Annotated in this window: 21 protein-coding genes; 15 read left to right on the top strand and 6 right to left on the bottom strand. The window is 40.2% G+C overall.

Annotated elements, in window-relative coordinates; genetic code table 11:
• Window positions 1-42: 42 nt before the first annotated feature.
• Genes A9479_RS03290 through A9479_RS03280 form a run of 3 tightly spaced genes read right to left on the bottom strand, consistent with a single transcriptional unit; the run spans window position 43 to window position 3,429 of the window.
• Window positions 43-1,467 (bottom strand): mannose-1-phosphate guanylyltransferase/mannose-6-phosphate isomerase, encoded by a 1,425-nt coding sequence (locus tag A9479_RS03290; protein WP_064662695.1) that lies wholly within the window; start codon window positions 1,465-1,467, stop codon window positions 43-45.
• A 58-nt stretch (window positions 1,468-1,525) separates the two neighbouring features.
• Window positions 1,526-2,299, bottom strand: a complete 774-nt coding sequence (locus A9479_RS03285) for an amidohydrolase (protein WP_064662694.1) — start codon at window positions 2,297-2,299, stop codon at window positions 1,526-1,528.
• Window positions 2,287-3,429, bottom strand: a complete 1,143-nt coding sequence (locus A9479_RS03280) for a methionine aminotransferase (RefSeq protein ID WP_064662693.1) — start codon at window positions 3,427-3,429, stop codon at window positions 2,287-2,289. Before A9479_RS03280 ends, A9479_RS03285 begins: the two co-directional genes overlap by 13 nt.
• 107 nt (window positions 3,430-3,536) lie before the next feature.
• Between A9479_RS03280 and A9479_RS03275 the strand changes: the two genes are divergently transcribed.
• The 4 genes from A9479_RS03275 (at window position 3,537) to A9479_RS03260 (ending at window position 6,593) form a co-directional block, all read left to right on the top strand.
• Window positions 3,537-4,154 (top strand): methylthioribulose 1-phosphate dehydratase, encoded by a 618-nt coding sequence (locus tag A9479_RS03275; protein WP_036957053.1) that lies wholly within the window; start codon window positions 3,537-3,539, stop codon window positions 4,152-4,154.
• Window positions 4,151-4,837: an acireductone synthase gene (gene mtnC, locus A9479_RS03270; protein WP_064662692.1), complete on the top strand. Its 687-nt coding sequence runs from the start codon at window positions 4,151-4,153 to the stop codon at window positions 4,835-4,837. Before A9479_RS03275 ends, mtnC begins: the two co-directional genes overlap by 4 nt.
• Window positions 4,834-5,376, top strand: coding sequence for an acireductone dioxygenase (locus A9479_RS03265; RefSeq protein WP_064662691.1), 543 nt, complete (start codon window positions 4,834-4,836; stop codon window positions 5,374-5,376). Before mtnC ends, A9479_RS03265 begins: the two co-directional genes overlap by 4 nt.
• Window positions 5,377-5,528: 152 nt before the next feature.
• A complete protein-coding gene (locus tag A9479_RS03260) occupies window positions 5,529-6,593 on the top strand; it encodes a RelA/SpoT domain-containing protein (protein ID WP_064662690.1) in 1,065 nt (354 codons plus the stop codon).
• On the opposite strand, the gene mtnA is transcribed toward A9479_RS03260, so the two are convergent.
• Window positions 6,582-7,610 carry an S-methyl-5-thioribose-1-phosphate isomerase gene (gene mtnA / locus A9479_RS03255; RefSeq protein WP_064662689.1) on the bottom strand — a complete coding sequence of 343 codons (1,029 nt, stop codon included), beginning with the start codon at window positions 7,608-7,610 and terminating at the stop codon, window positions 6,582-6,584. The genes A9479_RS03260 and mtnA overlap by 12 nt on opposite strands.
• A gap of 130 nt (window positions 7,611-7,740) precedes the next feature.
• On the opposite strand from mtnA, the gene mtnK reads away from it, so the two are divergent.
• The gene (mtnK, locus tag A9479_RS03250; protein WP_064662705.1) at window positions 7,741-8,958 is read left to right on the top strand and encodes an S-methyl-5-thioribose kinase; all 1,218 of its coding nucleotides are present in this window, start codon (window positions 7,741-7,743) and stop codon (window positions 8,956-8,958) included.
• A 70-nt stretch (window positions 8,959-9,028) separates the two neighbouring features.
• Here mtnK and A9479_RS03245 read toward each other — a convergent pair whose 3' ends face one another.
• Together A9479_RS03245 and A9479_RS03240 are read right to left on the bottom strand one after the other, a co-directional pair.
• Window positions 9,029-10,510, bottom strand: a complete 1,482-nt coding sequence (locus A9479_RS03245; RefSeq protein ID WP_016899068.1) for an FMN-binding glutamate synthase family protein — start codon at window positions 10,508-10,510, stop codon at window positions 9,029-9,031.
• A 77-nt stretch (window positions 10,511-10,587) separates the two neighbouring features.
• Window positions 10,588-12,366, bottom strand: a complete 1,779-nt coding sequence (locus A9479_RS03240) for a DUF885 family protein (protein WP_064662688.1) — start codon at window positions 12,364-12,366, stop codon at window positions 10,588-10,590.
• Window positions 12,367-12,708: 342 nt separating this feature from the next.
• On the opposite strand from A9479_RS03240, the gene A9479_RS03235 reads away from it, so the two are divergent.
• From A9479_RS03235 to A9479_RS03190, 10 genes are all read left to right on the top strand, one after another.
• Complete coding sequence (locus tag A9479_RS03235; protein ID WP_064662687.1) at window positions 12,709-13,668, top strand: diguanylate cyclase; 960 nt, start codon at window positions 12,709-12,711, stop codon at window positions 13,666-13,668.
• Window positions 13,669-13,776: 108 nt separating this feature from the next.
• Window positions 13,777-14,532, top strand: coding sequence for a bifunctional demethylmenaquinone methyltransferase/2-methoxy-6-polyprenyl-1,4-benzoquinol methylase UbiE (gene ubiE / locus A9479_RS03230; protein ID WP_008108541.1), 756 nt, complete (start codon window positions 13,777-13,779; stop codon window positions 14,530-14,532).
• Between the two features lie 12 nt (window positions 14,533-14,544).
• The gene (locus tag A9479_RS03225; protein ID WP_013466198.1) at window positions 14,545-15,204 is read left to right on the top strand and encodes an SCP2 domain-containing protein; all 660 of its coding nucleotides are present in this window, start codon (window positions 14,545-14,547) and stop codon (window positions 15,202-15,204) included.
• Window positions 15,205-15,221: 17 nt separating this feature from the next.
• Window positions 15,222-16,823, top strand: a complete 1,602-nt coding sequence (gene ubiB, locus A9479_RS03220; RefSeq protein WP_028834688.1) for a ubiquinone biosynthesis regulatory protein kinase UbiB — start codon at window positions 15,222-15,224, stop codon at window positions 16,821-16,823.
• A gap of 79 nt (window positions 16,824-16,902) precedes the next feature.
• A complete protein-coding gene (gene tatA / locus A9479_RS03215; protein WP_013466200.1) occupies window positions 16,903-17,163 on the top strand; it encodes a Sec-independent protein translocase subunit TatA in 261 nt (86 codons plus the stop codon).
• Between the two features lie 5 nt (window positions 17,164-17,168).
• Window positions 17,169-17,501 carry a Sec-independent protein translocase protein TatB gene (tatB, locus tag A9479_RS03210; protein WP_064662686.1) on the top strand — a complete coding sequence of 111 codons (333 nt, stop codon included), beginning with the start codon at window positions 17,169-17,171 and terminating at the stop codon, window positions 17,499-17,501.
• A gap of 49 nt (window positions 17,502-17,550) precedes the next feature.
• A complete protein-coding gene (gene tatC, locus A9479_RS03205; protein ID WP_028834690.1) occupies window positions 17,551-18,291 on the top strand; it encodes a twin-arginine translocase subunit TatC in 741 nt (246 codons plus the stop codon).
• 1 nt (window position 18,292) lies between these two features.
• Entirely contained in the window at window positions 18,293-18,802 is a 510-nt protein-coding gene (locus A9479_RS03200) for a hypothetical protein (RefSeq protein WP_064662685.1), read from the top strand.
• Window positions 18,802-19,587, top strand: coding sequence for a TatD family hydrolase (locus A9479_RS03195; RefSeq protein WP_064662684.1), 786 nt, complete (start codon window positions 18,802-18,804; stop codon window positions 19,585-19,587). The genes A9479_RS03200 and A9479_RS03195 overlap by 1 nt, the downstream gene beginning before the upstream one ends.
• Complete coding sequence (locus A9479_RS03190) at window positions 19,587-21,446, top strand: diguanylate cyclase (protein WP_064662683.1); 1,860 nt, start codon at window positions 19,587-19,589, stop codon at window positions 21,444-21,446. The genes A9479_RS03195 and A9479_RS03190 overlap by 1 nt, the downstream gene beginning before the upstream one ends.
• Window positions 21,447-21,459: the final 13 nt, after the last annotated feature.

Raw genomic sequence — 21,459 nt, 5'->3', positions numbered from 1 at the left:
ACTGCAGTGACAAATAATTAAGTATTTTCACTATTTATACTGTTATTTTCTGCCGTATATATCGTCAAATCGCTCTATATCGCTTTCATCTAATATAGCGCCCGTTTGCACTTCAATCACAATTAAGGGCTCGGGCTGATTATTCGCTAAACTGTGCAGCTGTTTTGCTGCAATATAACAAGATTGGTCGTGGGTCAGCGTTAAGCTTTGCTGGTCAATACATATATCTGCAGTGCCTGATACTACCACCCAATGCTCAGCGCGATGCTGATGACGCTGCGTTGAGAGCCTAGCCCCACTATTAACGGTTATTTTTTTTACTTTAAAACCGATACTTTCTACCAGCGTACGATAATTTCCCCAAGGGCGGTAAACCACCTGATGGTGTGTCAGTTTGTTGTTATGTGTTGATGCCAATTGCTTGAGTAATAACGGGAGAGCATCAAGCGCATTTTGATCAGCAATTAAAGTGGCGTCGTGGGTATGAATAATTGCTAAATCGCTTACTCCTAACGTCGCTATTGTGTGTCTATCTTCGCTAATAACTAAGTTGTTACTACTGTTTTGGGCGATATGTTCTTGATGTGGGCTATTACCCTGTGGATCTTTTTTACTCAACGCTGCGAGTGCAGAAAAACTACCCACATCGCTCCAATTTAATGCAACGGGCATTACCACCACATTATTACTACGCTCTAAAATAGCATAATCAATCGAGTCACTTGGGCAAGATTCAAGTGCATGAGTATTTGCTCTTGTAAACGCTAAGTCTTGTTTAAAATCAGTGGCACTAGCAACACTTTTAGCTATTTTTGGCGCAAAGCGTTCCAGCTCTTTTAGATATGCAGCGGGAGTAAATAAAAACATGCCACTGTTCCAACTATAACCGCCCTCAGTTAAATAGGTTAATGCAGTTGCTAAATCAGGTTTTTCTTTAAACTGGTCTACCTCAAAGCAAGCAGTACCTGTAATTGCTGCGCCCTGTTTGATATAGCCATAACCGGTATGCGGCTCTGTTGGCGTAATTGAAAATGTAACTAATTTACCTTGCTCAGCCAGTGTCACCGCATCAGATAACTGAGCAGTTAATGGCGTAAAATCTTCAATATAATGATCGGCAGGCATCACCAACAAGGGACCAGTAATATTATTTTTTAATGCATAGTGCGCGGCAAGGGCAATGGCTGGTGCGGTATTTTTGCCTTCTGGCTCAAGTACTATGGCATGGGGCTTTGCAAATGCTGCCTGCTGCGCGGCAATAAATCGATGCTGCTCATTACAGACCAAAATAGCGGGATTAAAGTCCTCAGTTGCAACACGCACTAACGTGCTTTGCAATAACGACTGCTGGTTTTTATTATCAAGCAAAGATAAAAACTGCTTTGGCATTGCTTGGCGCGACAGCGGCCAAAGCCGTGTGCCAATACCGCCAGCTAAAATTACCGGTGTAATAAGGGTTGTATTCATAAAGCCGCCAATAAAAATATCAGCGGCTATTTTAGCACTTTATCGGCTGGGCGCTAATTTATACCAATGTAAAAGCATCGGCATCTAAATGTGCTGGAAATTTAGCTCTAAACTCATCAAGCGGCGCTTTATTTAACGTGATTGTTAGTAGTGCTTGCTGGTCGTCATTCGCTTTAATCAGTGGCTCACCTTTAAAGTCATACACTGCAGTTCCACCACTGTGGGCAATACCATTGCCATCTTCACCAACCCGGTTTACGCCAACCACGTAGCATAGGTTTTCCATTGCTCGTGCCATTAATAAAGTGTCCCATACATTGCGCCTTGCTGCTGGCCAATTGGCAATATTTATCATCACATCGTAGTCATTGTTATTGCGCTGAAACACCGGAAACCGTAAGTCGTAGCATACTTGTGGCAATATTTTAAACCCATTAAGTTCAAACACTTCACGCGTTTGTCCTGCCACTACAAACTCGCCTTCGTTACCTAAACAAAATAAGTGCCGTTTATCGTAGTAGCTCACTTCTCCATTTGGTTGTACCCAGTAAAACCGATTCGCTTTTTTACTTCCTTGGGTTACCAATACCGAGCCTGCAATTACCGCATTATAGTGCTTCGCCTGTGCCTTGAGCCAACTCAGTACTGAGCCATTTTCAGCGTCGCCACAGTCAAGGTTAACCGCAAATCCAGTGGCAAAGGTTTCAGGAAGTACAATTAAATCAAGTTGATTAGTGATGTTAGCAAGCTGTTTTTCAAACATCGCTAAATTGGCTTTTTTATCGAGCCAATGCAGCGAGCTTTGTAATAATGCTAAGGTTAAAGTTGACATAAAATATGTGCCGCCTCTATTAAGGTTTGATCATTTTTAGCAAAACATAAACGAATAACTTTATCATTGCTTGGTTGCTGATAAAACACGCTCAGTGGAATGGCTGCAACGCCTGCTTGTTCTGCTAACCATTGGCAAAATTCTACGTCATTTAAATCCGATACATCACTGTAATCAAGCAGTAAAAAGTAGGTGCCTTCACTTGGTAAAATGCTAAAGCGGCTATCTTGTAGAGCATTACTTAGCACATCGCGTTTTTGTTGATAAAACTCACTTAGCGCATCCACATGCTCACCTTGCTGTTCTAACATATCGGCGAGTGCATGTTGCGCAGGCGTGAAGCTTGAAAAAGTCACATATTGGTGAATTTTACGAAACTCGACCGCAAGTGTAGCGGGGGCGATGCAGTAACCCATTTTCCAACCAGTGCTATGAAAAGTCTTGCCAAAGCTTGAGATCACAAAGCTGCGAGCAAACAATTCCTCATCTCGTAACACACTTAAATGTGGTTGCTTATCAAAAGTAATATGCTCGTATACTTCATCACTTATCAGGTATAAATCATGCTCGATGATTAAGGCTTTTAGGGCATTAATATCGTGCTGTTTTAACGTTTTACCACTTGGGTTATGTGGAGTGTTGATAATAATAGCCCGCGTTTTGCTATTAATAGCCGCAGCCACCGTTTGCCAGTCAATTACATAACTCGGAGCATGCAGAGCTATATTAACTGACTTACCACCGGCCAATTCAATCGCTGGCTGGTAAGAGTCATAAGCAGGGTCAAATACAATGACTTCATCACCTTCGCGCACTAGCGCTTGAATGGCAACAAACAGCGCCTCGGTTGCCCCTGAGGTTACCGTTACTTGCTGCGCGGCATCTATTTCAACCGCATATTTTCGTTTTGCTAACTGGGCAATCTGTTGCTGCAGGCGCGGTACACCAGATGAAGGTGAATATTGATTAACTCCTTCAAGCACATAATGATTAAGCTGTTTTTTAAGTAGCTCAGGCGCATCAAACTCAGGAAAACCCTGCGATAAATTAATCGCTTCGAATTGATTTGCTAAAGCAGTCATTTGACTAAAAATACTGGTGCCTAAATTTGGCAATTTACTTTCAAACACTGGTTACCCTTAATGATGGTTTTACGCCCAAAGCGATGCTATCATTGCTTAAAACAGAAGTATAGCCGTCTAAAACAAATAGCTTTATGCTCATTAGTGAGGAATGTATGCAAAACAATACCGCTATTTCAGAACTTATTGAAGCCGGAAAATGGGTCAGTCAAAAAGGTTGGGTACCCGCAACAGGTGGAAACTTTTCAGCCCGCACCAGCACGGGCTTTGTAGTCACAGCCAGTGGCCAGGACAAAGGCGCGTTAATGCCTGAGCATTTTCTACAATTAAATCATTTAGGTGAGCGTGTTGCAGGGGCAATAAAACCCTCAGCCGAAACACAACTGCATTTGAGCTTGTATCAACTTATTCCTGACGCGCAATATGTTTTGCATACTCACTCGGTAGCGGCAACTGTACTTTCAAATATTATTCAACGCCATCAGCTTGAACTAACCGGCTACGAGATGCAAAAAGCGCTCAGCGGTATTACATCGCACTTAGAATCACTGGCCATCCCTATTTTCGATAACGATCAAGATATAGACCGTTTAAGCCTACTTGTGAGCGACCATCACTTACACTCACCAATTAAGCATGCCGTATTGATCAGAGGTCATGGTTTATATGCTGTTGGCCGTAACATTGATGAAGTTCGCCGCCATTTAGAGGCATTAGAGTTTTTATTTAGTTGCGAGCTAGAACGCTTAAAAATAACAGGAACCGCACTATGATCAAAGCATTGCTAACTGATATTGAAGGCACTATTACGCGTATTTCGTTTGTAAAAGATGTGCTATTTCCTTATGCCGCACAACAACTGCCTGCATTTGTGCGCGGTCACACAGAACAGCCTGAAGTAGCAGAACAAATTAGCGCTGTAAAAGCTGAAATTAACGAGCCTAATGCCAATATCGACACCGTTATTAGCACTTTACTTACTTGGATTGAAGAAGATAAAAAAATAACGCCACTTAAGCAATTACAAGGTTTAATTTGGCAAACAGGCTATGAAAACGGTGATTTTACTGGTCACTTATACCCAGATGCTTATCAATTTTTACAACAACAAAAGCAAGCTGGCCAACAGTTATACGTTTATTCGTCGGGCTCTGTGAAAGCACAGCATTTAATTTTTCAGTATTCTGACTTTGGCGATATTCGCCCACTATTTAGTGATTACTTTGATACCAAAGTAGGCGCCAAACAAGCGCCAAGCGCCTATGAAAACATAATAACGCAATTGCCTTTTAACCCAGACGAAGTATTGTTTTTAAGTGATGTAGTTGCAGAGCTTGATGCTGCAAAAACCGCTGGGCTTAAAACTTTACATTTAATTCGCGATGGGCAAGAAAGCTCATCAAAGCACAGCTACATTAACGATTTTAGCCAATTTAAAGCGGAGCATTTAGCATGAGCCAACTCACTATTTTTGCAGATTCTGACGCCACTAATGCACTGCTGACCAGTAGCGACGTTCAACGTATTACCGCTGAACTTGCTAAGGTTAATGTGCGTTTTGAGCAATGGCAGGCAAATACCGAGATCACTGAAAGCACCAGCAATGATGATATTTTAACTGCCTACAGCGGCGATATTGAACGCTTAAAACAGCAAGGCGGCTATCAAACTGTTGACGTTATATCGCTGGCTAAAGGCAACCCTGATGTTTCAGAATTGCGCAAAAAATTTTTATTTGAACACACTCACAGCGAAGACGAAGTACGCTTTTTTGTCAAAGGCCAAGGGTTATTTTGCTTACACATTGGCAGTAAAGTGTACCAAGTACTTTGCCAACAAGGCGATTTGATCTCAGTACCTGAACTGACCCCTCATTGGTTTGATATGGGTAGCGACCCAGAATTTACCGCTATTCGTCTATTTAACAATACACAAGGTTGGGTAGCACAAAGCACAGAATCATCGATTGCAGAGCAATTTCCCTTTCTCAATTAATAGAGCTCAGCGCACGCATGCTGAAACTAGATTTTCTATAAGTGTATTTATACATATAACAAAATAAAACAAATTTATTTGCAGGATGACTTCAATCACTTAACTCTGTAATATTATTTTTAGCAATATAGCTGATAAAGAGTAGCTTTCTAATGGTTAACGAACAATATCAAAAGTCTAAACAACAACTCGCCTACTCACGTAAGCAAGTTGAAAAGGCTGGTCGTATTTTTCGTAAAAATGAAGGTGATTTTGACTTTGCAATAGAGGTTGTACAAAACTATCGTGCAGCACATTTATACCCGCTGACTATTATTAAAAACCTCGTATGGAAACATGTAAAAAAACTTCATTTGCTAGAATCGGCAACCATAGTTAGACGCTTAAAGCGCTTGCCAACTATTATTGATAAGCTACAAAGAGCTTCTTTAGATGGTAAGAGTGAAAACGCAATAAATTTGAAGCGAATGCACGATATAGGCGGCTGCCGAGTAATCTTAGATAATCTAGAGCATTTATATCAACTCAACGCCAGTTTAGACTCGAGTAAAGCAGTTCATAGCGTTAAATCATATGATTATATTGAGAAGCCAAAAGCGACAGGCTACAGAGGTATTCATCGTGTTTATAAAAGTTATAACAATTTAGAATCTCACGATTATAAAGGCTTTCAAATTGAAGTTCAGTTACGCACTAGGCTTCAGCACCTTTGGGCTACCACAGTTGAAATTGTAGATATTATTGAAAAAGAAACACTAAAAACTAATCCCCAAGCAGCTGACACTGATTGGAGGCGATTATTTTTTATCATGGGTGAGTTCCTAGCAGTCAAAGATGGCTCAAATCAATTAAGTTCACAACAATCGCAGAGCTTTGTTGATGAGCTTTCGGCACTAAACAAAAAACTAGCCGCATTTCATAAACTTGATGCATTTAATCGTGCATTCCAAGTCGACGAAATTAAAAATAAATCGAAAGACACTGGCTTTGCCTTACTCGTTCACAACACCGAAACACAAATGGGTCGAGTCTTTTTATATGCAGAAAATAAAAAACAAGAAGCGCTAACACATTACGCCGAACAAGAAAAACAAACCCACAATAACGTGCTTCTAGTAGCTGGGAGCGACTTGAAATCAATAGAAAAAGCCTACCCCAACTACCTCAATAGCACCTCTGAGTTTCTTTCAGAGTTCAGTCGCATATTATTGAGTTAGATCTTTAAGTTTACCCATTAGTACTTGTTGCTGGTTATAAACACCGGTATCTAACACCCACCCAGTAACCAACTTTGCGGGGGTTACGTCAAATGCGGGGTTATATACATTAGCATTAGTGGGAGCCCACAATGCCTCGCCAAAACTACCACTAACACCACGCACTTCTTGTGGATTACGTTGCTCTATTTCTATATCGCTACCTTGGGCAGTCTTTACATCAAGCGTAGTAACCGGTGCCACCACATAAAATGGAATATTATGATAGTGCGCAAGCACCGCTAAATTATAAGTACCGACTTTATTGGCAAAGTCGCCATTAGCAGCAATACGATCAGCCCCTACAACAATTTTATCTACCTTACCTGCAGCCATTAAACTGGCCGCCATGTTATCGCAAATTAGGGTGTAAGGTATTTGCCAACGCTCCAACTCAAACGCGGTTAAACGTCCGCCTTGCAGTAAGGGCCGCGTTTCATCCACCCATACATGAACATTGCCATGGACTTGTTGTGCTTTATAAATAACACCCAATGCCGTTCCTATGCCCGCAGTGGCTAAAGCGCCTGTATTACAGTGAGTTAATATATTGTCGCCACTATTTATTAGCTCGGCACCACGCGTTGCCATGCGCTCACATAGCTCAATATCTTCAATAAATAACTGCTCAGCCGTTGCAACAATACTGGCAACATAATCAGTTTGTTTAAGCGCTTGGCGCAACGCCGCCATACAATGCATTAAATTAACCGCAGTTGGGCGAGTGGCTTCTAGCTCATTTATGGCGGTTGCAAGCGCGTCTCTAGCCATACCTTGCTCAGCTAAATAAGCAATTAATAAACTGGCCCCTAAGCCTATAAGTGGCGCACCACGCACTTTTAAGCTGATGATCAGCTCTTTCATGGTCTCTACATTGTGGCATTCATGCCACACTTGTTGATGAGGAAGCAAATATTGATCAAGTACGCTCAGCGTACTATTTTCATATTTTAAACTGCTTGCGATTAAATTTTGCATAAGGCTCAAAAGATTAGAAGTGCGTAGGATTATTTTACACCACTTTGAAGAACTCTCAAGTTAGACTTATAGACATCTAAACATTTAAAGGTATAGAATGCTTAAATGCATCTTTATTGAGAATAAAACCATGACTAACTATGTTGCTTTTAATGCACAGCACGCTATTAATTACATCAATTCATTAATTGAATCTAATCAATACGACTTTTTTAAGCCGGGGCAAGCGCTTACCGCTTATGAATTTGGTGACGGTAATCTCAACTTAGTATTTAGAATTACGGATGAGCTAAACAACAGTATTATATTAAAGCAAGCTTTACCGTATGCGCGTTGTGTAGGTGAGTCGTGGCCATTAACACTTGATAGGGCACGCATTGAGGCAGAAGTTTTACTTAATCATGGGACTATTTGCCCTGCGCATACGGTTACTGTTTTACATTACAATAAAGACTTAGCCCTGACCATTTTAGAAGATTTAGGTGATATGCAAATTTTGCGAACAGCGCAAAATAATGCTGAACAATTTCCAAACCTTGCTCACCACGTAGCTGTGTATTTAAGCCAAACGGGCTTTTATAACTCTGACTTTTATTTATTAGCGCAAGATAAAAAAGCACGTATTAGCCAATTTACTAACCCTGAATTGTGCCAAATTACTGAAGATTTATTTTTTAGCGATCCGTACACAGAGCATGAACGCAACAACTATCCGGCACAATTACAAACTGAAGTTGAGGCTATTCGTAAAAACGGGGCATTAAAACCTGAAGTAGCAAAGCTAAAAGCTAACTTTTTATCGAACCCACAAACCTTGTTGCATGGCGATATGCACAGCGGAAGTATTTTTGTTAATCAAACTACCACTAAAATGATCGACCCTGAGTTTGGCTTTTTTGGCCCTATTGGCTTTGATATTGGATCTTTTATCGGTAACTTACTACTAAATTACTGTGCTCAGCACGGTCGCATTGACGACTTTGTAGCACGTCGTAATTATCAAACCCATTTATTAAGTACATTGGTTGAATGCTACGCCACATTTGAACAACAGTGGTTTGAGCTCATAAATAAGCAAACAACTGATGAGACACTTAAAGCTTCAGGCTACGCAGAGTATTTTATGAAACATGTTTTACAAGATGCTATTGGCTACTGTGGCATAGAGCTAATTAGACGCACTATAGGCCTTGCTAATGTAATTGATATAGAAGGCATTACCGATGAGGCCGCACGGTTAAACGTACAAAAACAAACATTAGCACTGGGTGAGCAATTGATTTTAAATGCCCACACTTGCGATACTAAAGACGCGTTTTTCAGCTTGCTAATAAGCCATTTAAATTAGGGTCTGTTTGACCCTAAACTAAGTCTTTATTTTATTAAAAAAGGCGCTTTAAGCGCCTTTTAAGCTATATTTAATGATAGTGCTCGTACATTTTATCTAGTGGCTCAGAAAGACCACTTTCTTGCACTATACGCACATGTTTGCGTTTTAATTCGCGAGCACTGGTAACGCCACAAGAATGTGCAATAAGCCCCGCACCGTAATGAATGTATTTATTATAATTCGCGACCCGCTGCGCTTTATCTTCAACATTCAAGCCGCGTTGTAAACGTTCATTATGCGTAGTAATTCCTGTGGGGCAGGTATCTTTATTACATTGCATAGCCTGAATGCAGCCTAGTGCAAACATATGTCCACGTGCAGACACAACAAAGTCGGCACCTAGTGCTAATGCCCACGCAACTTTTGAGGGCACAATTAATTTGCCAGAGACAATAATTTTAACTCGCTCTCTAAGGCCATGCTTTTTTAGTAACTGAATAACTAAAGGAAGACTTTCTTTTAGCGGTAACCCCACCGAATCGAGTAAAGACTGAGGCGCAGCGCCGGTACCACCATCAGCACTATCTATGGTAATGAAGTCGGGTGCAGACTCAATACCACGATGATTTATCTCGGCAAATAAACTTTCTAACCAAGCATGTTCACCAATTACCGCTTTAAAGCCTGTCGGTTTACCGGTTGTACTTCTTATCGTGGTGAGCATGTCTAAAATATCGTTTGGATTTTTTATTTCTGGGTGCCCATTTGGGCTAATTGAATCCTGCCCCTCAGGTATGCCTCTTATTTTAGCAATTTCAGCATTCACTTTTCGCCCAGGTAACATACCGCCTTTACCTGGCTTGGCACCTTGGCTCATTTTCAGCTCAAACATTTTAACTGCTGGGTGTGCAGCAACGGCTTTTAGTTTTTCTGTGCTTAAATTTCCCTGCTCGTCGCGTACACCATATTTAGCCGTACCAATTTGAAACACGATATCGGCACCACCTTCTAAGTGATACGGACTAAGTCCGCCTTCCCCCGTGTTCATCCAACAACCGGCTAATTTTGCCCCCTTTGAGAGTGCACGTACAGCAGGACTGGATAACGCGCCAAAGCTCATGCCCGATATATTAAATAACGAATTTGTGGTGTAAGGAAATTTACAATAAGGCCCAAGCGTTACATTGCTAGGCGCTAGGGCTTCTTCATCTAAGGTAGGAAATGCGCAGTTCATAAACATTACGGTGCCTGTCGTTTCTAAGCTTTGGGTTGAACCAAAAGCAGCCGTATGATCAACATCTTTAGCAGCCCGATATACCCAACTGCGTTCGGCGCGATTAAAGGGCATTTCTTCACGGTCGAGAGCAAAGAAATACTGACGAAAAAACTCACCTTGGCGTTCAAAAAAGTACCGAAAACGTCCAATTACTGGATAATTACGCCTAATAGCATGCTTTGTTTGGGTAACATCTCGAACATAAAAAATAGCAATTAATATAACCAGCAATCCAAATACAACAATAAATAAGCTGGCAAACACATCGATACTGAACATTATAAATTGACTCATTACTTATCCTTAAATGCTAAAAAAGCGTGATGTCATTAAATAACACCACGCTTTTATAGTTTCAAAATAATGCGCTATTAGCTATCTGTTTTTGCTAATTCTGCTTGTATATACAAACGTATTTGCTGCTCAAGCACCGACAAAGGCACTGAACCATGGCGCAATATTTGATGATGAAACTCACGAATATCAAACTGCTGACCTAATGCTTGCTCGGCCTCTGCACGCAGACGTTTAATTGTTAACTCACCAATTTTGTATGACAACGCTTGAGCTGGCCATGAAATATAACGATCGGTTTCTGTTTTTACATTATGTAATGAAAGCGCCGTATTATCGGCCATAAAATTCATTGCACGCTCACGACTCCAGCCGTACATATGCATACCCGTATCAACCACTAAACGTGCAGCACGCCACATTTCGTAGGTTAAACGACCAAAGTTGCTGTACGGGTCTTGATAAAAACCCGCTTCAACGCCTAAGTACTCTGAATACAGTCCCCAGCCCTCACCAAACGCTGATAAATACGCGTCACGGCGATAGCTAGGTAAGCTTTCAAGTTCTGCATTGAGTGATATTTGTAAATGATGACCCGGAACAGCTTCGTGCAAAGTTAATGCTTCTAAAGCATAGAGTGGTCGTTTATCTAAAGCGTAGGTATTCACCCAATAAAAGCCGGCTTGATCATCACGGCTCGAACCTGAATAGCGCCCAGTAGTGTACTTAGGAGCAATATTGGCAGGCACCGGCGCTACACCATAAGGTTTGCGCGGTAAGGTATGAAATAATTTAGGCAACTGCGCATCCATTTTTTTTGCAATATACGCGGCCTCTTTTAATAATTGTTCAGGCGTTGTGGCGTAAAACTGCGAATCTGTTCGTAAAAAGTGGATAAATTCTGCAAACGTGCCTTTAAAACCTACTTCTTTAATAACCGCTTCCATTTCACTACGAATGCGCGCAACCTCCGCTAAACCCAGCTCATGTATTTCTTTTGGGGTCATTTGTGTGGTGGTGTAATATTTAGCACGATTTGCATAAAAGGCCTCACCATTCGGTGTTGACGAAATACCAATATCACTACGTGCGCCTGGTAAGTATTCGTTATTAAAAAAAGTTAAGTAGTCTTTGTAGGCATTAATAACTTGGCTACTGATAATTGCTTTAGCTTGTTGTTGCAAATCTGCAAATTCACTATCACTTAAACCCGCGGTATTGTTTAAAAATGGCTTATAAAATTCAGATTGTGTGACGTCATCAACAATGTAAGCAGTAATCGAGTCTTGATAACCAATTAACACCGCTTTGGGTTGAGTTAAACCAACCTCTAATCCTTTGCGCATCCAACCTATGTTTTGCTCAAAAAAGCGCGGCACTTGCTGTAATCGCTTTAAATAGTGTTGATAATCTTGTGCAGTTTTATAATCAGAGCTATTAACAATAAACGATAGGCTTGAATGGAATCCATATTCTGACGTTAAAGGCATGTAGTGCGTATTAAATACATATTCATCAACACTATTTTGCACTTGCGCTCGAATAATACTGTAGTTAATTTGGTTTTCATCACTGAGCTTACTTACATCTATGGCATCTAAATCTGCTAATAACTGGGTGTTTTTTTGATATTGCTGCGCTAAAAATTCAGCTGACAAATTAGGTAATAAGTAGCAATCAACTCCTTCGGGGTTACTATACGGGCTAACATTTTGGCGATGCTGTACGATATTTTCAGCCGCTTGCGTAAATTGTTGATCCGCATTAATTGCGGTGAGCTGACACGCGCTTAGTGAGCACACTAAAGTGACACTTAATAAGGAAAGACGCATTTGTTTTGAAAGAGATAAATTCATAGTGAGTGATCTTAGTAATATTACAGATGTGATAAACCTATCGTAGCCTAGATAAATAGCAAATAGATATACGACCAACTGCGCAAAATATACGCCCGTGAGACATTGTATTAACTTAAGTTAATACAAAACTATAAATAACTTAGAGTAATTGCTCAGAAAAACAACGGTTATTGAAATTATAGTGCTATTTTAGCCAACTCCGACTCATTTTACTTTTAAATAACGGATATAATGATTATTGTATCGTTGCTTGGAAGCAAATTGCCTCATTGGACGAGTTTTATAAATCAGCATTTATGCGTATTTGGTTGGTAATTGCAAATGATGTTCCATGATTCCATGGCTTTAGCACAAGAAAAAATGACAAAAGTATGTATGTTTTTAGAGCATCATGTTTTGCCTCCTACCCCCTTAAATTTTCAAGTTGTGTATACATACATTAGTAAAATCCATTTTGCGCTTAATAATGCCATTGATGATGCCATAGATGCCCATCAAAATATTGATGAGCTGTTTATTGAACAACTCTATTTTGAATATTTAAATCAAGGGCATAAAACCGAAGTAGCAATGATTGAAAACGTCAATGGCGTGATCAATTCACTATCGCAAAATGCTCAACAGACCGAAAAAAAGCTAAATGACTTTGCAGGTCATGTTAATGACTGTATGCACTCTCTAGATGAAAATAATATTGGCAACAGCCGTATTGCTTTAGAAAGGCTTAATGAACAAACTCAGCTTTTATTAACGCAACAAGCACAATTTAAACACCAACTAAGTCAGGCCAAAAAACTACACGAAGCAACTAAAAAACAACTTAATACCTTACGCAAACAACATGTGATTGACCCACAAACTGGCTTATATAAACGCCATTATTTAACCAAACAAACACAGTTATGGTTAAAACAAGACAAATCAATCTCAGCTATTGCCATTCAAATTGATAATTTAGAGCATTTTATTAATAATTTTGGCGATGCCATTGGCGAAGTGATTTTAAATAAAGTGGCTAAGCAAGTGCAAAAATATGTTTCGCAAAGTGGCTTAGCTGGGCGCTCTGCAAAAGATCAATTCATCGTTTTACTTGCTAACATAGAACCCGAAACCGCTAACCTTATTGCACAAAAAGTGATAAGCGGAGTTGAAAAGCTACGTTTTATTAGTTCAAAAAGCGATCTAAAACTACCCCCCATTTCTCTCTCACTAGGGATCACTGAGCAACAACAAGGCGACTTTAACCAGCTGGTTAAAAGTGCCTCAAACGCCGCTTTTAAGTCACGCTCTTCTCAATAACCCAGTACACTGTTCAAACAATAAAATTAACTGATAAATCATATTCAAATTGCACCCTTGGTGCACAATCAAGTACACTAGTCTTTATTACCACGATAGAGATTAATCATGAACGAGAACCCTGAAAAGACCACGCATTTTGGCTATAAAACTGTTGCCGAAACCGAAAAAGCTTCTATGGTTGCTGATGTATTTCATTCTGTTGCGACAAAATACGATGTTATGAATGATCTCATGTCTTTTGGTATTCATCGTTTATGGAAACGTCAAACAATTGCCAGCTCAGGTATTCGTAAAGGTCATCATGTATTAGATTTAGCCGGTGGTACTGGCGATTTAACTGCAAAGTTTAGCCAGCTTGTTGGCGAAACCGGTCAGGTTGTTTTAGGTGATATAAACTCTTCAATGTTAAAAGTAGGCCGCGAAAAGCTGCATAACTTAGGCCTTGTAGGCAACATTGATTACGTACAAATGAATGCCGAAGCCTTGCCTTTCCCTGATAATAGCTTTGATTTAATTACGATTGCTTTTGGTTTACGTAATGTGACGGATCAAAATAAAGCGTTGCGCTCTATGTATCGTATTTTAAAGCCAGGTGGTCGTTTACTCATTCTTGAGTTTTCAAAACCAGAGCAAGAATTGTTGAGCAAAGCGTATGACTTTTACTCTTTCAACATTTTACCTACTATGGGTAAGTTGGTTGCTAACGACAGTGAATCATACCAATATTTAGCTGAGTCAATTCGTATGCACCCAGATCAAGAAACGCTAAAAGCGATGATGGTCGAAGCAGGATTTGAACAAGCGACTTATCAAAACCTTACAGGCGGCATTGTTGCACTTCACCGTGGGTTTAAATACTAAGGTTAGTAATTTATGGCGCTTGAAGAAAACAATAAAGAACAATCGGCTGAAAGCAGTTTTTTTATGCTACCGAGCTTTGTGCTTTCGCTTATTGAACAAGTATTAAATCAAGCGCTTAAACTCGACCCGAGCTTAGTCGATAAGCTAAAAGCGGTAGAACATCAGCGTTTATTAGTTGAAGTTAGAGATTGGCAGCAAAAAATAGCCATTACTTATGCCAATCAGCAGCTACATCTTTACACTGCATTAGCACATGCTGACGCTGACTGTATGATCAGTGCCAATATAAACACTTTGTTAGCTCTTAAAAATCCAGCCATGCTTACCCAGCTTATACGTCAAGACAAACTTGATTTGCAAGGGGATTTAAACATAGCTCAAAATTATAGCTCCGCCTTTTCAAGTTTAGATATTGATTGGCCAGAGCAACTAGCAAAGTATGTTGGGGATGCACCTGCACAACAACTTTATTTGCACTTTCAGTCGTTTAAGCAGCAAGGTAAAAAAGCAAAATCACAGCTCGATAGCACCTTGATTAGCCTGTTCCAAGATGAATTGGCAATTACAATTCACCCATTAGAGCTTGCGCAATTTAAACAACAAAATAGAGCACTAAAAAGCCAAGTTGCTGCCATTGAGCAACGCATTAACGCCCTAATTAAAGCACTTTAACGCGCTAAGGATTTTTTGTGTCAACTGCCCGACTGTATTACATAACTAAAACCCTGCTTAGCTACGGACTCGATGAGCTTATTCCAAAACACAAAGTACCTTGGTTTGCTAAACTTGCACGAGGAAGTTTGTTTTGGTTGCGCAACCAACACAAAAATAAACCCCCGGGCTTAAGACTTCGTTTAGCGCTGCAACAACTTGGCCCGGTGTGGATAAAATTTGGCCAAATGCTCTCAACCCGTCGTGACTTGTTACCCCACGATATCGCGCTAGAGTTAGCATTTTTACAAGATCAGGTAGAACCTTTTGAAGGTGAATTAGCGCAAAAGATCATCGAAAAAGCATTAGAAATAGATGATATTAGCCAGCTATTTAGCGAGTTTTCACAAACCCCCTTGGCATCGGCCTCAATTGCTCAAGTGCATACTGCCACCCTCGTTGACGCGCAGGGCGAATCGCAAGATGTTGTTATTAAAGTTATTCGCCCTAATATTGAGCAACAAATCAACGCCGACTTAGCCTTAATGGAAAAATTAGCTAAAGTTGTTGGTAAGTTAATTAATGAAGCGAAACGCTTACGCCCTGTAGAAGTGGTTAAAGAGTATAAAAAAACATTACTCGATGAACTCGACTTAATGCGTGAGGGTGCTAACGGCATTCAATTAAAGCGTAATTTTGAAGGCTCAGAATCGCTATATATTCCAACAGTATACAGTGACTACAGCCGCAATAATGTGCTGGTTATGGAGCGAATTTACGGTATTCCGGTGTCAGATACTGAAGCACTGATGGCACAAAATACCAATATGAAGTTATTAGCAGAGCGCGGAGTGGAAGTGTTTTTTACTCAAGTATTCCGCGATAGTTTTTTTCATGCAGATATGCACCCTGGCAATATTTTTGTGTCGCGCGAAAACCCGCATAATCCTAAATATATTGGCATAGATTGCGGCATTGTGGGAACACTTAACAAAGAAGATAAACGCTATTTAGCTGAAAACTTTATTGCCTTTTTTAATCGTGACTACCGCCAAGTAGCTCAGCTACATGTTGATTCAGGATGGGTGCCGCCCGATACCAGCATTGAAGAGTTTGAATTTGCCATTCGTACCGTTTGCGAGCCCATTTTTAATAAACCACTTGCTGAAATATCATTTGGCCATGTACTGGTTAATTTATTTAATACCGCACGTCGTTTTAATATGCAGGTTCAACCACAACTCGTATTATTACAAAAAACCTTGTTGTATGTTGAAGGCTTAGGTCGCCAGCTTTATCCACAACTAGATTTGTGGAAAACCGCAAAACCGTTTTTAGAAGACTGGGTAAAACAACAGGTTGGCCCGCTTTCTGTACTAAAGCAAATGTATGCAAACTTACCGTTTTGGGCAGAAAAAATGCCTGAGTTGCCTGATTTAATTTATCAAAATTTAAAACGAGCACCGCACGCACAACCTCCAACATCAACGGTTTCACATAAGCCCTTGGTTTTAGGACTTTTTAGTAGTGCAGCGATGATTGTTTCAGCATTATTTTATTTACAACACAACTTAATGGCTGCTGGCGTTGTCTTAGGCTGTGCTGTAGTTGGCTTTATAGCGGCTTGGCGCCGCGCATAAACTAAGTGCTATTTACCGCTGTGGGCGTATAATCAGCATTTAATCTTAATATTAACGGCTTTAAAAGCAGGAGAAAACCATGGGGTTTGGTGGTATTAGTATTTGGCAGCTATTAATTGTACTTGCAATCATTGTACTTTTATTTGGTACCAAAAAGCTACGCGGTATCGGTGGTGATTTAGGCGGCGCAGTTAAAGGTTTTAAAAAAGCGATGTCGGATGAGCAAAGCGCTGAAAAACAAGCCAGCGAAAATAAAACAGAACACATTGAAAAATCAGCAGAATCAACACCTATCGATTCAAGTACAACTAGCAAAACTAAAGACAACGACAAGGTTTAACCAGCATGGGAATGTGGGAGCTTGTTGTTGTATTTATTGTCGGTTTGGTGGTGCTTGGTCCTGAGCGCTTACCTGTTGCTATTAGAACCGTAAGCCGTTGGGTTAAAACAGCTAAAGCAATGGCCAATTCCGTAAAAGCGGAGGTGAGCGAGGAGCTTCGTGTGTATGAACTACACGAAAATCTAAAAAAAGCAGAGCAACAAGGCCTTAAAGATTTAAGTCCTGACCTACAAAACTCTGTTTCTGAGCTACAACAAGCGGCGCAATCAGTCACCCATAGCTATAAAAAAAATCAAACGCCAGCATCAAATAGCCAACAAACAGATGACTCAAAGTGAACATAGCACTCTCTTTTTTTCATGCACTTAATACACGGTATAAAACACAATGACTGAGGAAGTAAAATCAGGGTTTGTCGCTCATTTAATTGAATTGCGTGACCGGCTAATTAAATCGTTATTAAGTATTTTAGTGATTTTTATTGGCTTAATTTACTTTGCAAACGATATTTATACCTTTGTAGCTGCTCCGTTAGTTGCTCATTTACCTAGTACAGCCACTATGATTGCAACGGATGTTACTGCACCGTTTTTTGCCCCTTTTAAGCTGACGTTGTTTGTTGCTTTATTTGCTGCCATTCCTTGGATTTTGCATCAAATTTGGGGGTTTATAGCCCCGGGTTTATATCAACATGAAAAGAAAATGCTGATGCCCATATTGGCTTCCAGTATTATCTTATTTTATAGTGGCATTGCTTTTTGTTACTTTGTGGTGCTACCTATAATTTTAGGGTTTTTCACCAGTGTAGGGCCGCAAATGATGACGCTTGCGCCCGATATAAGTAGTTATTTAGGCTTTGTGCTCAAGCTGTTTTTTGCTTTTGGGATCGCATTTGAAATCCCAGTTGCAATTATGTTGCTCTGCTGGAGCGGTGCAACAACCACACAAAGTCTAAAAGAAAAGCGTCCCTATATAGTGGTTGGCGTATTTGTAGTGGCAATGTTTTTAACGCCTCCTGATGTGCTTTCACAAACCCTATTGGCACTACCTATGCTGCTTTTATTTGAGCTTGGTTTAATTTTAGCTAAATTTTATACCGCAAAACCACAACAAGAATCTGAGGAATAATATGAACAAGCATTTACTTTCTTTACTCGCTTTAGTCAGCGTACCGGTTTTAGCCGCTACTCCTATTAATGAGCAAGCTTTGCAAGCCTGTAGTTTTATTGAAAACGACTTTAATCGTTTACTCTGCTACGACAACACCATTGCCGGAAAGTCATTAACACAACCAGCACAAAGCCAGCTAAGCAAATCGGCACAAACAAATGTAAAAGCTGAGGCTCCCGCTGCAACAGCGCCTGTGGCCACTAAAGCAAAAGAGTTTGGTTTAGAGCATAAAGAAATTGCGGAAAATGGTGAAGAGTCTATTACGTCAATGATTTCATCTGTTAAAAAAGCACCTTATGGTGAGCTAATCATTACCTTAGAAAATAACCAGCAATGGCGTCAAATTGGTTCAGATAGCTTAAGATTAGACGAAGGCGATACTGTTATTATTAGCCGTGGCGTATTCAACTCTTTTTTACTTAAAAAAGCAGATCAAAACCGTTCAATTCGTGTAAAACGTACTCAGTAATGCAATACACGTTAATTGATGCTGGCGTAAATTTAACTAATCATCAATTTGATGGTCAGCATCAAGAGGTGCTCGCCAAAGCAAAAGATGCGGGCGTAAACCAAATGCTGATTATTGGCTGTGATATCAGCTCCAGTGAAGAATCATTAGCACTTGCTGCGCACTATAATCAATATGCTACCGCTGGTATTCACCCTCATGACGCTAAAACAGCAACCCCTGAGCTTGAGCAACAACTCACTCAGCTTGCTCAAAATGAGCAGGTTATTGCCATAGGTGAATGCGGACTAGATTACAATCGCGACTTTTCCCCTAGAGATATACAACGTGCTGTTTTGCGTCGTCAGCTCGCATTAGCTGAAAAACTCAACTTGCCTGTTTATTTGCATGAACGTGATGCCAGTGAGGATATGCTCACTATTTTAAAAGAATTTACTGTTCGCGGTGTACTGCACTGCTTTACAGGTAATGCACAAGCACTCTCAGGTTACTTAAACTTAGGACTTTATATTGGTATTACCGGCTGGGTATGTGACGAAAGACGTGGCGAGGAGTTACAACAACTTATACCGAGTATTCCTATTGAACGTTTATTAATAGAAACCGATTCGCCTTTTTTAATTCCTCGTACAGTTAAACCAAAGCCAAAATCAAGACGAAACGAGCCAGCATTGCTGCATTATGTGTGTGACACGCTTGCTCAACTTTATGGCATTCCGGCATCTGAAGTGGCAAAACATACTCGTGAAAACTTTAATCGCTTATTTGGATTAGAGAAAAAATAATGCGCATCTTTAGCACCTTGCTGGCATTCATCATGGTGTTTTTTACATCCTGTTTCCCTGCAACTGCAATTGATATAAATAGCGAATTTAGCTCAAAAAAAATAGAGTCGATTCATTATTCGTTTACCCCCAACTCACTAGAAGATGCACAACAAAGCAACTTACAACAATGGCAGTCACTTAATAATAAACCGCTTAATTTAGGTCTTGAAACTCGCCCTGTGTGGATTCAATTTCAACTAAATAATTATCTTAATAAGCCAACAGAGCCAATTTTATCGTTAGATAACCCACTTCTAAACAATGTATACCTGTACCACTTTATGGGTGAGAAGCAACTAAAATCGGAACATCTTGGTGATGCTCTTCCTTTATCTGATAGAGCGATTAAAAGTGAGTCTTTGTTGGTTAAATTAACACTTCCCGCTAACAGCGAAACCACCGTTTATCTTAACGTTAATAATAATGCGGGAATCGGGCTTCGCGTCCCCCTCACCTTATGGCAACAAGATACATTATTAGCCCATAAAAGTATGCTTAACTTGCACTATGGATTACTGATTGGATTTATTTTTTCTTTGGCTATCAGTAGCTTGGTTTTATTTGCTTTTTCACGTAAACATTATTTTGCCTATGCCGGTGTGATTACACTGATGCTTAGCCTATTTTTAGCATATTTAGGCGGGTTTGGGTTTCGTTATGCCCCCCCAAGCATAGCAGCCTTGCAACAGTTAATGCTGCCTATTTTGCTAATGCTGATCACGGTATTGTTTCTTCCTTTACAGCGCCATGTTTGCATACCCATTAAATCCAACTTAGTTAAAGGGCAAACAATAATTACCACCTTATATGCATTGGTTATTGTACTTATAGGGTTGCTGCCTACTCCAAGCGTGGCTTTGTTTGCTATTTTAAGCATTCCTGTCATTTTAAGTTATCATGTTGTCACAACATTATTTTACCTACGAAAAAACCCCACGAGCCCCAATAAATCTCTATTTATGGCACTCGGGTTCTTTTTAATTGTAGTCATTCATTTTTCCGTTGCGTTAACAGGCCTGTATACCGTCACTAGATCCAGCTTAATACTCACCTTCGCAGCCTCATTAAGCTGCTCATTTTGCTTAAGCTACACCGTCATAAAATTATTTATATTACAACGCGATGAGCAAGTCACAACGCAACAGGCGTTGATTGCAAAAAGTGCAGCGCAAGATGCGCTCTTAAATGAGCGGATTGAATTACAAGAGCGCACTCGTCATGAACTTGAAAACCAAGTTGATGAGCGCACCTTTGAGTTACAAGTCACACTTAGGGAACTTGAAGATAAAAACCGCGAGCTTGAACAACTCAATATGGAAGATGCTCTAACAGGGGTAAAAAATAGACGCTTTTTTGATAAAAAAATAATCATGGAAATTCGCCGTTCACGCCGTGAGCAAACACCCTTGAGCATCATTATGCTTGATATAGATAAGTTTAAAGCAATCAACGATACGTATGGCCACTTAACCGGCGATCAGGTAATTCGAGCAGTCTGTGATGTTATTAAACAACAATTAAAACGTCCTCTTGATGAAGTGGCGCGTTATGGTGGTGAAGAATTTGTCGTCCTGCTACCCAATACTAATAATCAAGGTGCGTTAGCTATTGCCGAGCAAATACGGTGCGCAATAGAAAAAAACACTGTCAGTGTTGCAGGTACTACGATTAAATACACCATTAGTGCCGGTGTTTATACTCATATTGCCGATGATGTTCATAACCCTGAAACATTTACTGAGCGTGCCGATAAGGCACTCTATCTAGCAAAACAACATGGCCGCAATCAAGTGGTTAATTTTCCAATCTCACAGTAGGAGCGTATAACTT

The sequence above is a fragment of the Pseudoalteromonas sp. MQS005 genome, assembly GCF_001661605.1.
Lineage (GTDB): Bacteria > Pseudomonadota > Gammaproteobacteria > Enterobacterales > Alteromonadaceae > Pseudoalteromonas > Pseudoalteromonas tetraodonis.
Note: the sequence above shows the minus strand (reverse complement) of the source record. Positions and strands in the feature narration are given on the sequence as shown.

Bases quoted from the DNA above. Each gene is read 5' to 3' on its own strand.
- A9479_RS03290 (WP_064662695.1), bottom strand. From the start codon at position 1,467: ATGAATACAACCCTTATTACACCGGTAATTTTAGCTGGCGGTATTGGC.
- A9479_RS03285 (WP_064662694.1), bottom strand. From the start codon at position 2,299: ATGTCAACTTTAACCTTAGCATTATTACAAAGCTCGCTGCATTGGCTC.
- A9479_RS03275 (WP_036957053.1), top strand. From the start codon at position 3,537: ATGCAAAACAATACCGCTATTTCAGAACTTATTGAAGCCGGAAAATGG.
- mtnC (WP_064662692.1), top strand. From the start codon at position 4,151: ATGATCAAAGCATTGCTAACTGATATTGAAGGCACTATTACGCGTATT.
- A9479_RS03265 (WP_064662691.1), top strand. From the start codon at position 4,834: ATGAGCCAACTCACTATTTTTGCAGATTCTGACGCCACTAATGCACTG.
- A9479_RS03260 (WP_064662690.1), top strand. From the start codon at position 5,529: ATGGTTAACGAACAATATCAAAAGTCTAAACAACAACTCGCCTACTCA.
- mtnA (WP_064662689.1), bottom strand. From the start codon at position 7,610: ATGCAAAATTTAATCGCAAGCAGTTTAAAATATGAAAATAGTACGCTG.
- mtnK (WP_064662705.1), top strand. From the start codon at position 7,741: ATGACTAACTATGTTGCTTTTAATGCACAGCACGCTATTAATTACATC.
- A9479_RS03245 (WP_016899068.1), bottom strand. From the start codon at position 10,510: ATGAGTCAATTTATAATGTTCAGTATCGATGTGTTTGCCAGCTTATTT.
- A9479_RS03240 (WP_064662688.1), bottom strand. From the start codon at position 12,366: ATGAATTTATCTCTTTCAAAACAAATGCGTCTTTCCTTATTAAGTGTC.
- A9479_RS03235 (WP_064662687.1), top strand. From the start codon at position 12,709: ATGGCTTTAGCACAAGAAAAAATGACAAAAGTATGTATGTTTTTAGAG.
- ubiE (WP_008108541.1), top strand. From the start codon at position 13,777: ATGAACGAGAACCCTGAAAAGACCACGCATTTTGGCTATAAAACTGTT.
- A9479_RS03225 (WP_013466198.1), top strand. From the start codon at position 14,545: ATGGCGCTTGAAGAAAACAATAAAGAACAATCGGCTGAAAGCAGTTTT.
- tatA (WP_013466200.1), top strand. From the start codon at position 16,903: ATGGGGTTTGGTGGTATTAGTATTTGGCAGCTATTAATTGTACTTGCA.
- tatB (WP_064662686.1), top strand. From the start codon at position 17,169: ATGGGAATGTGGGAGCTTGTTGTTGTATTTATTGTCGGTTTGGTGGTG.
- tatC (WP_028834690.1), top strand. From the start codon at position 17,551: ATGACTGAGGAAGTAAAATCAGGGTTTGTCGCTCATTTAATTGAATTG.
- A9479_RS03200 (WP_064662685.1), top strand. From the start codon at position 18,293: ATGAACAAGCATTTACTTTCTTTACTCGCTTTAGTCAGCGTACCGGTT.
- A9479_RS03195 (WP_064662684.1), top strand. From the start codon at position 18,802: ATGCAATACACGTTAATTGATGCTGGCGTAAATTTAACTAATCATCAA.
- A9479_RS03190 (WP_064662683.1), top strand. From the start codon at position 19,587: ATGCGCATCTTTAGCACCTTGCTGGCATTCATCATGGTGTTTTTTACA.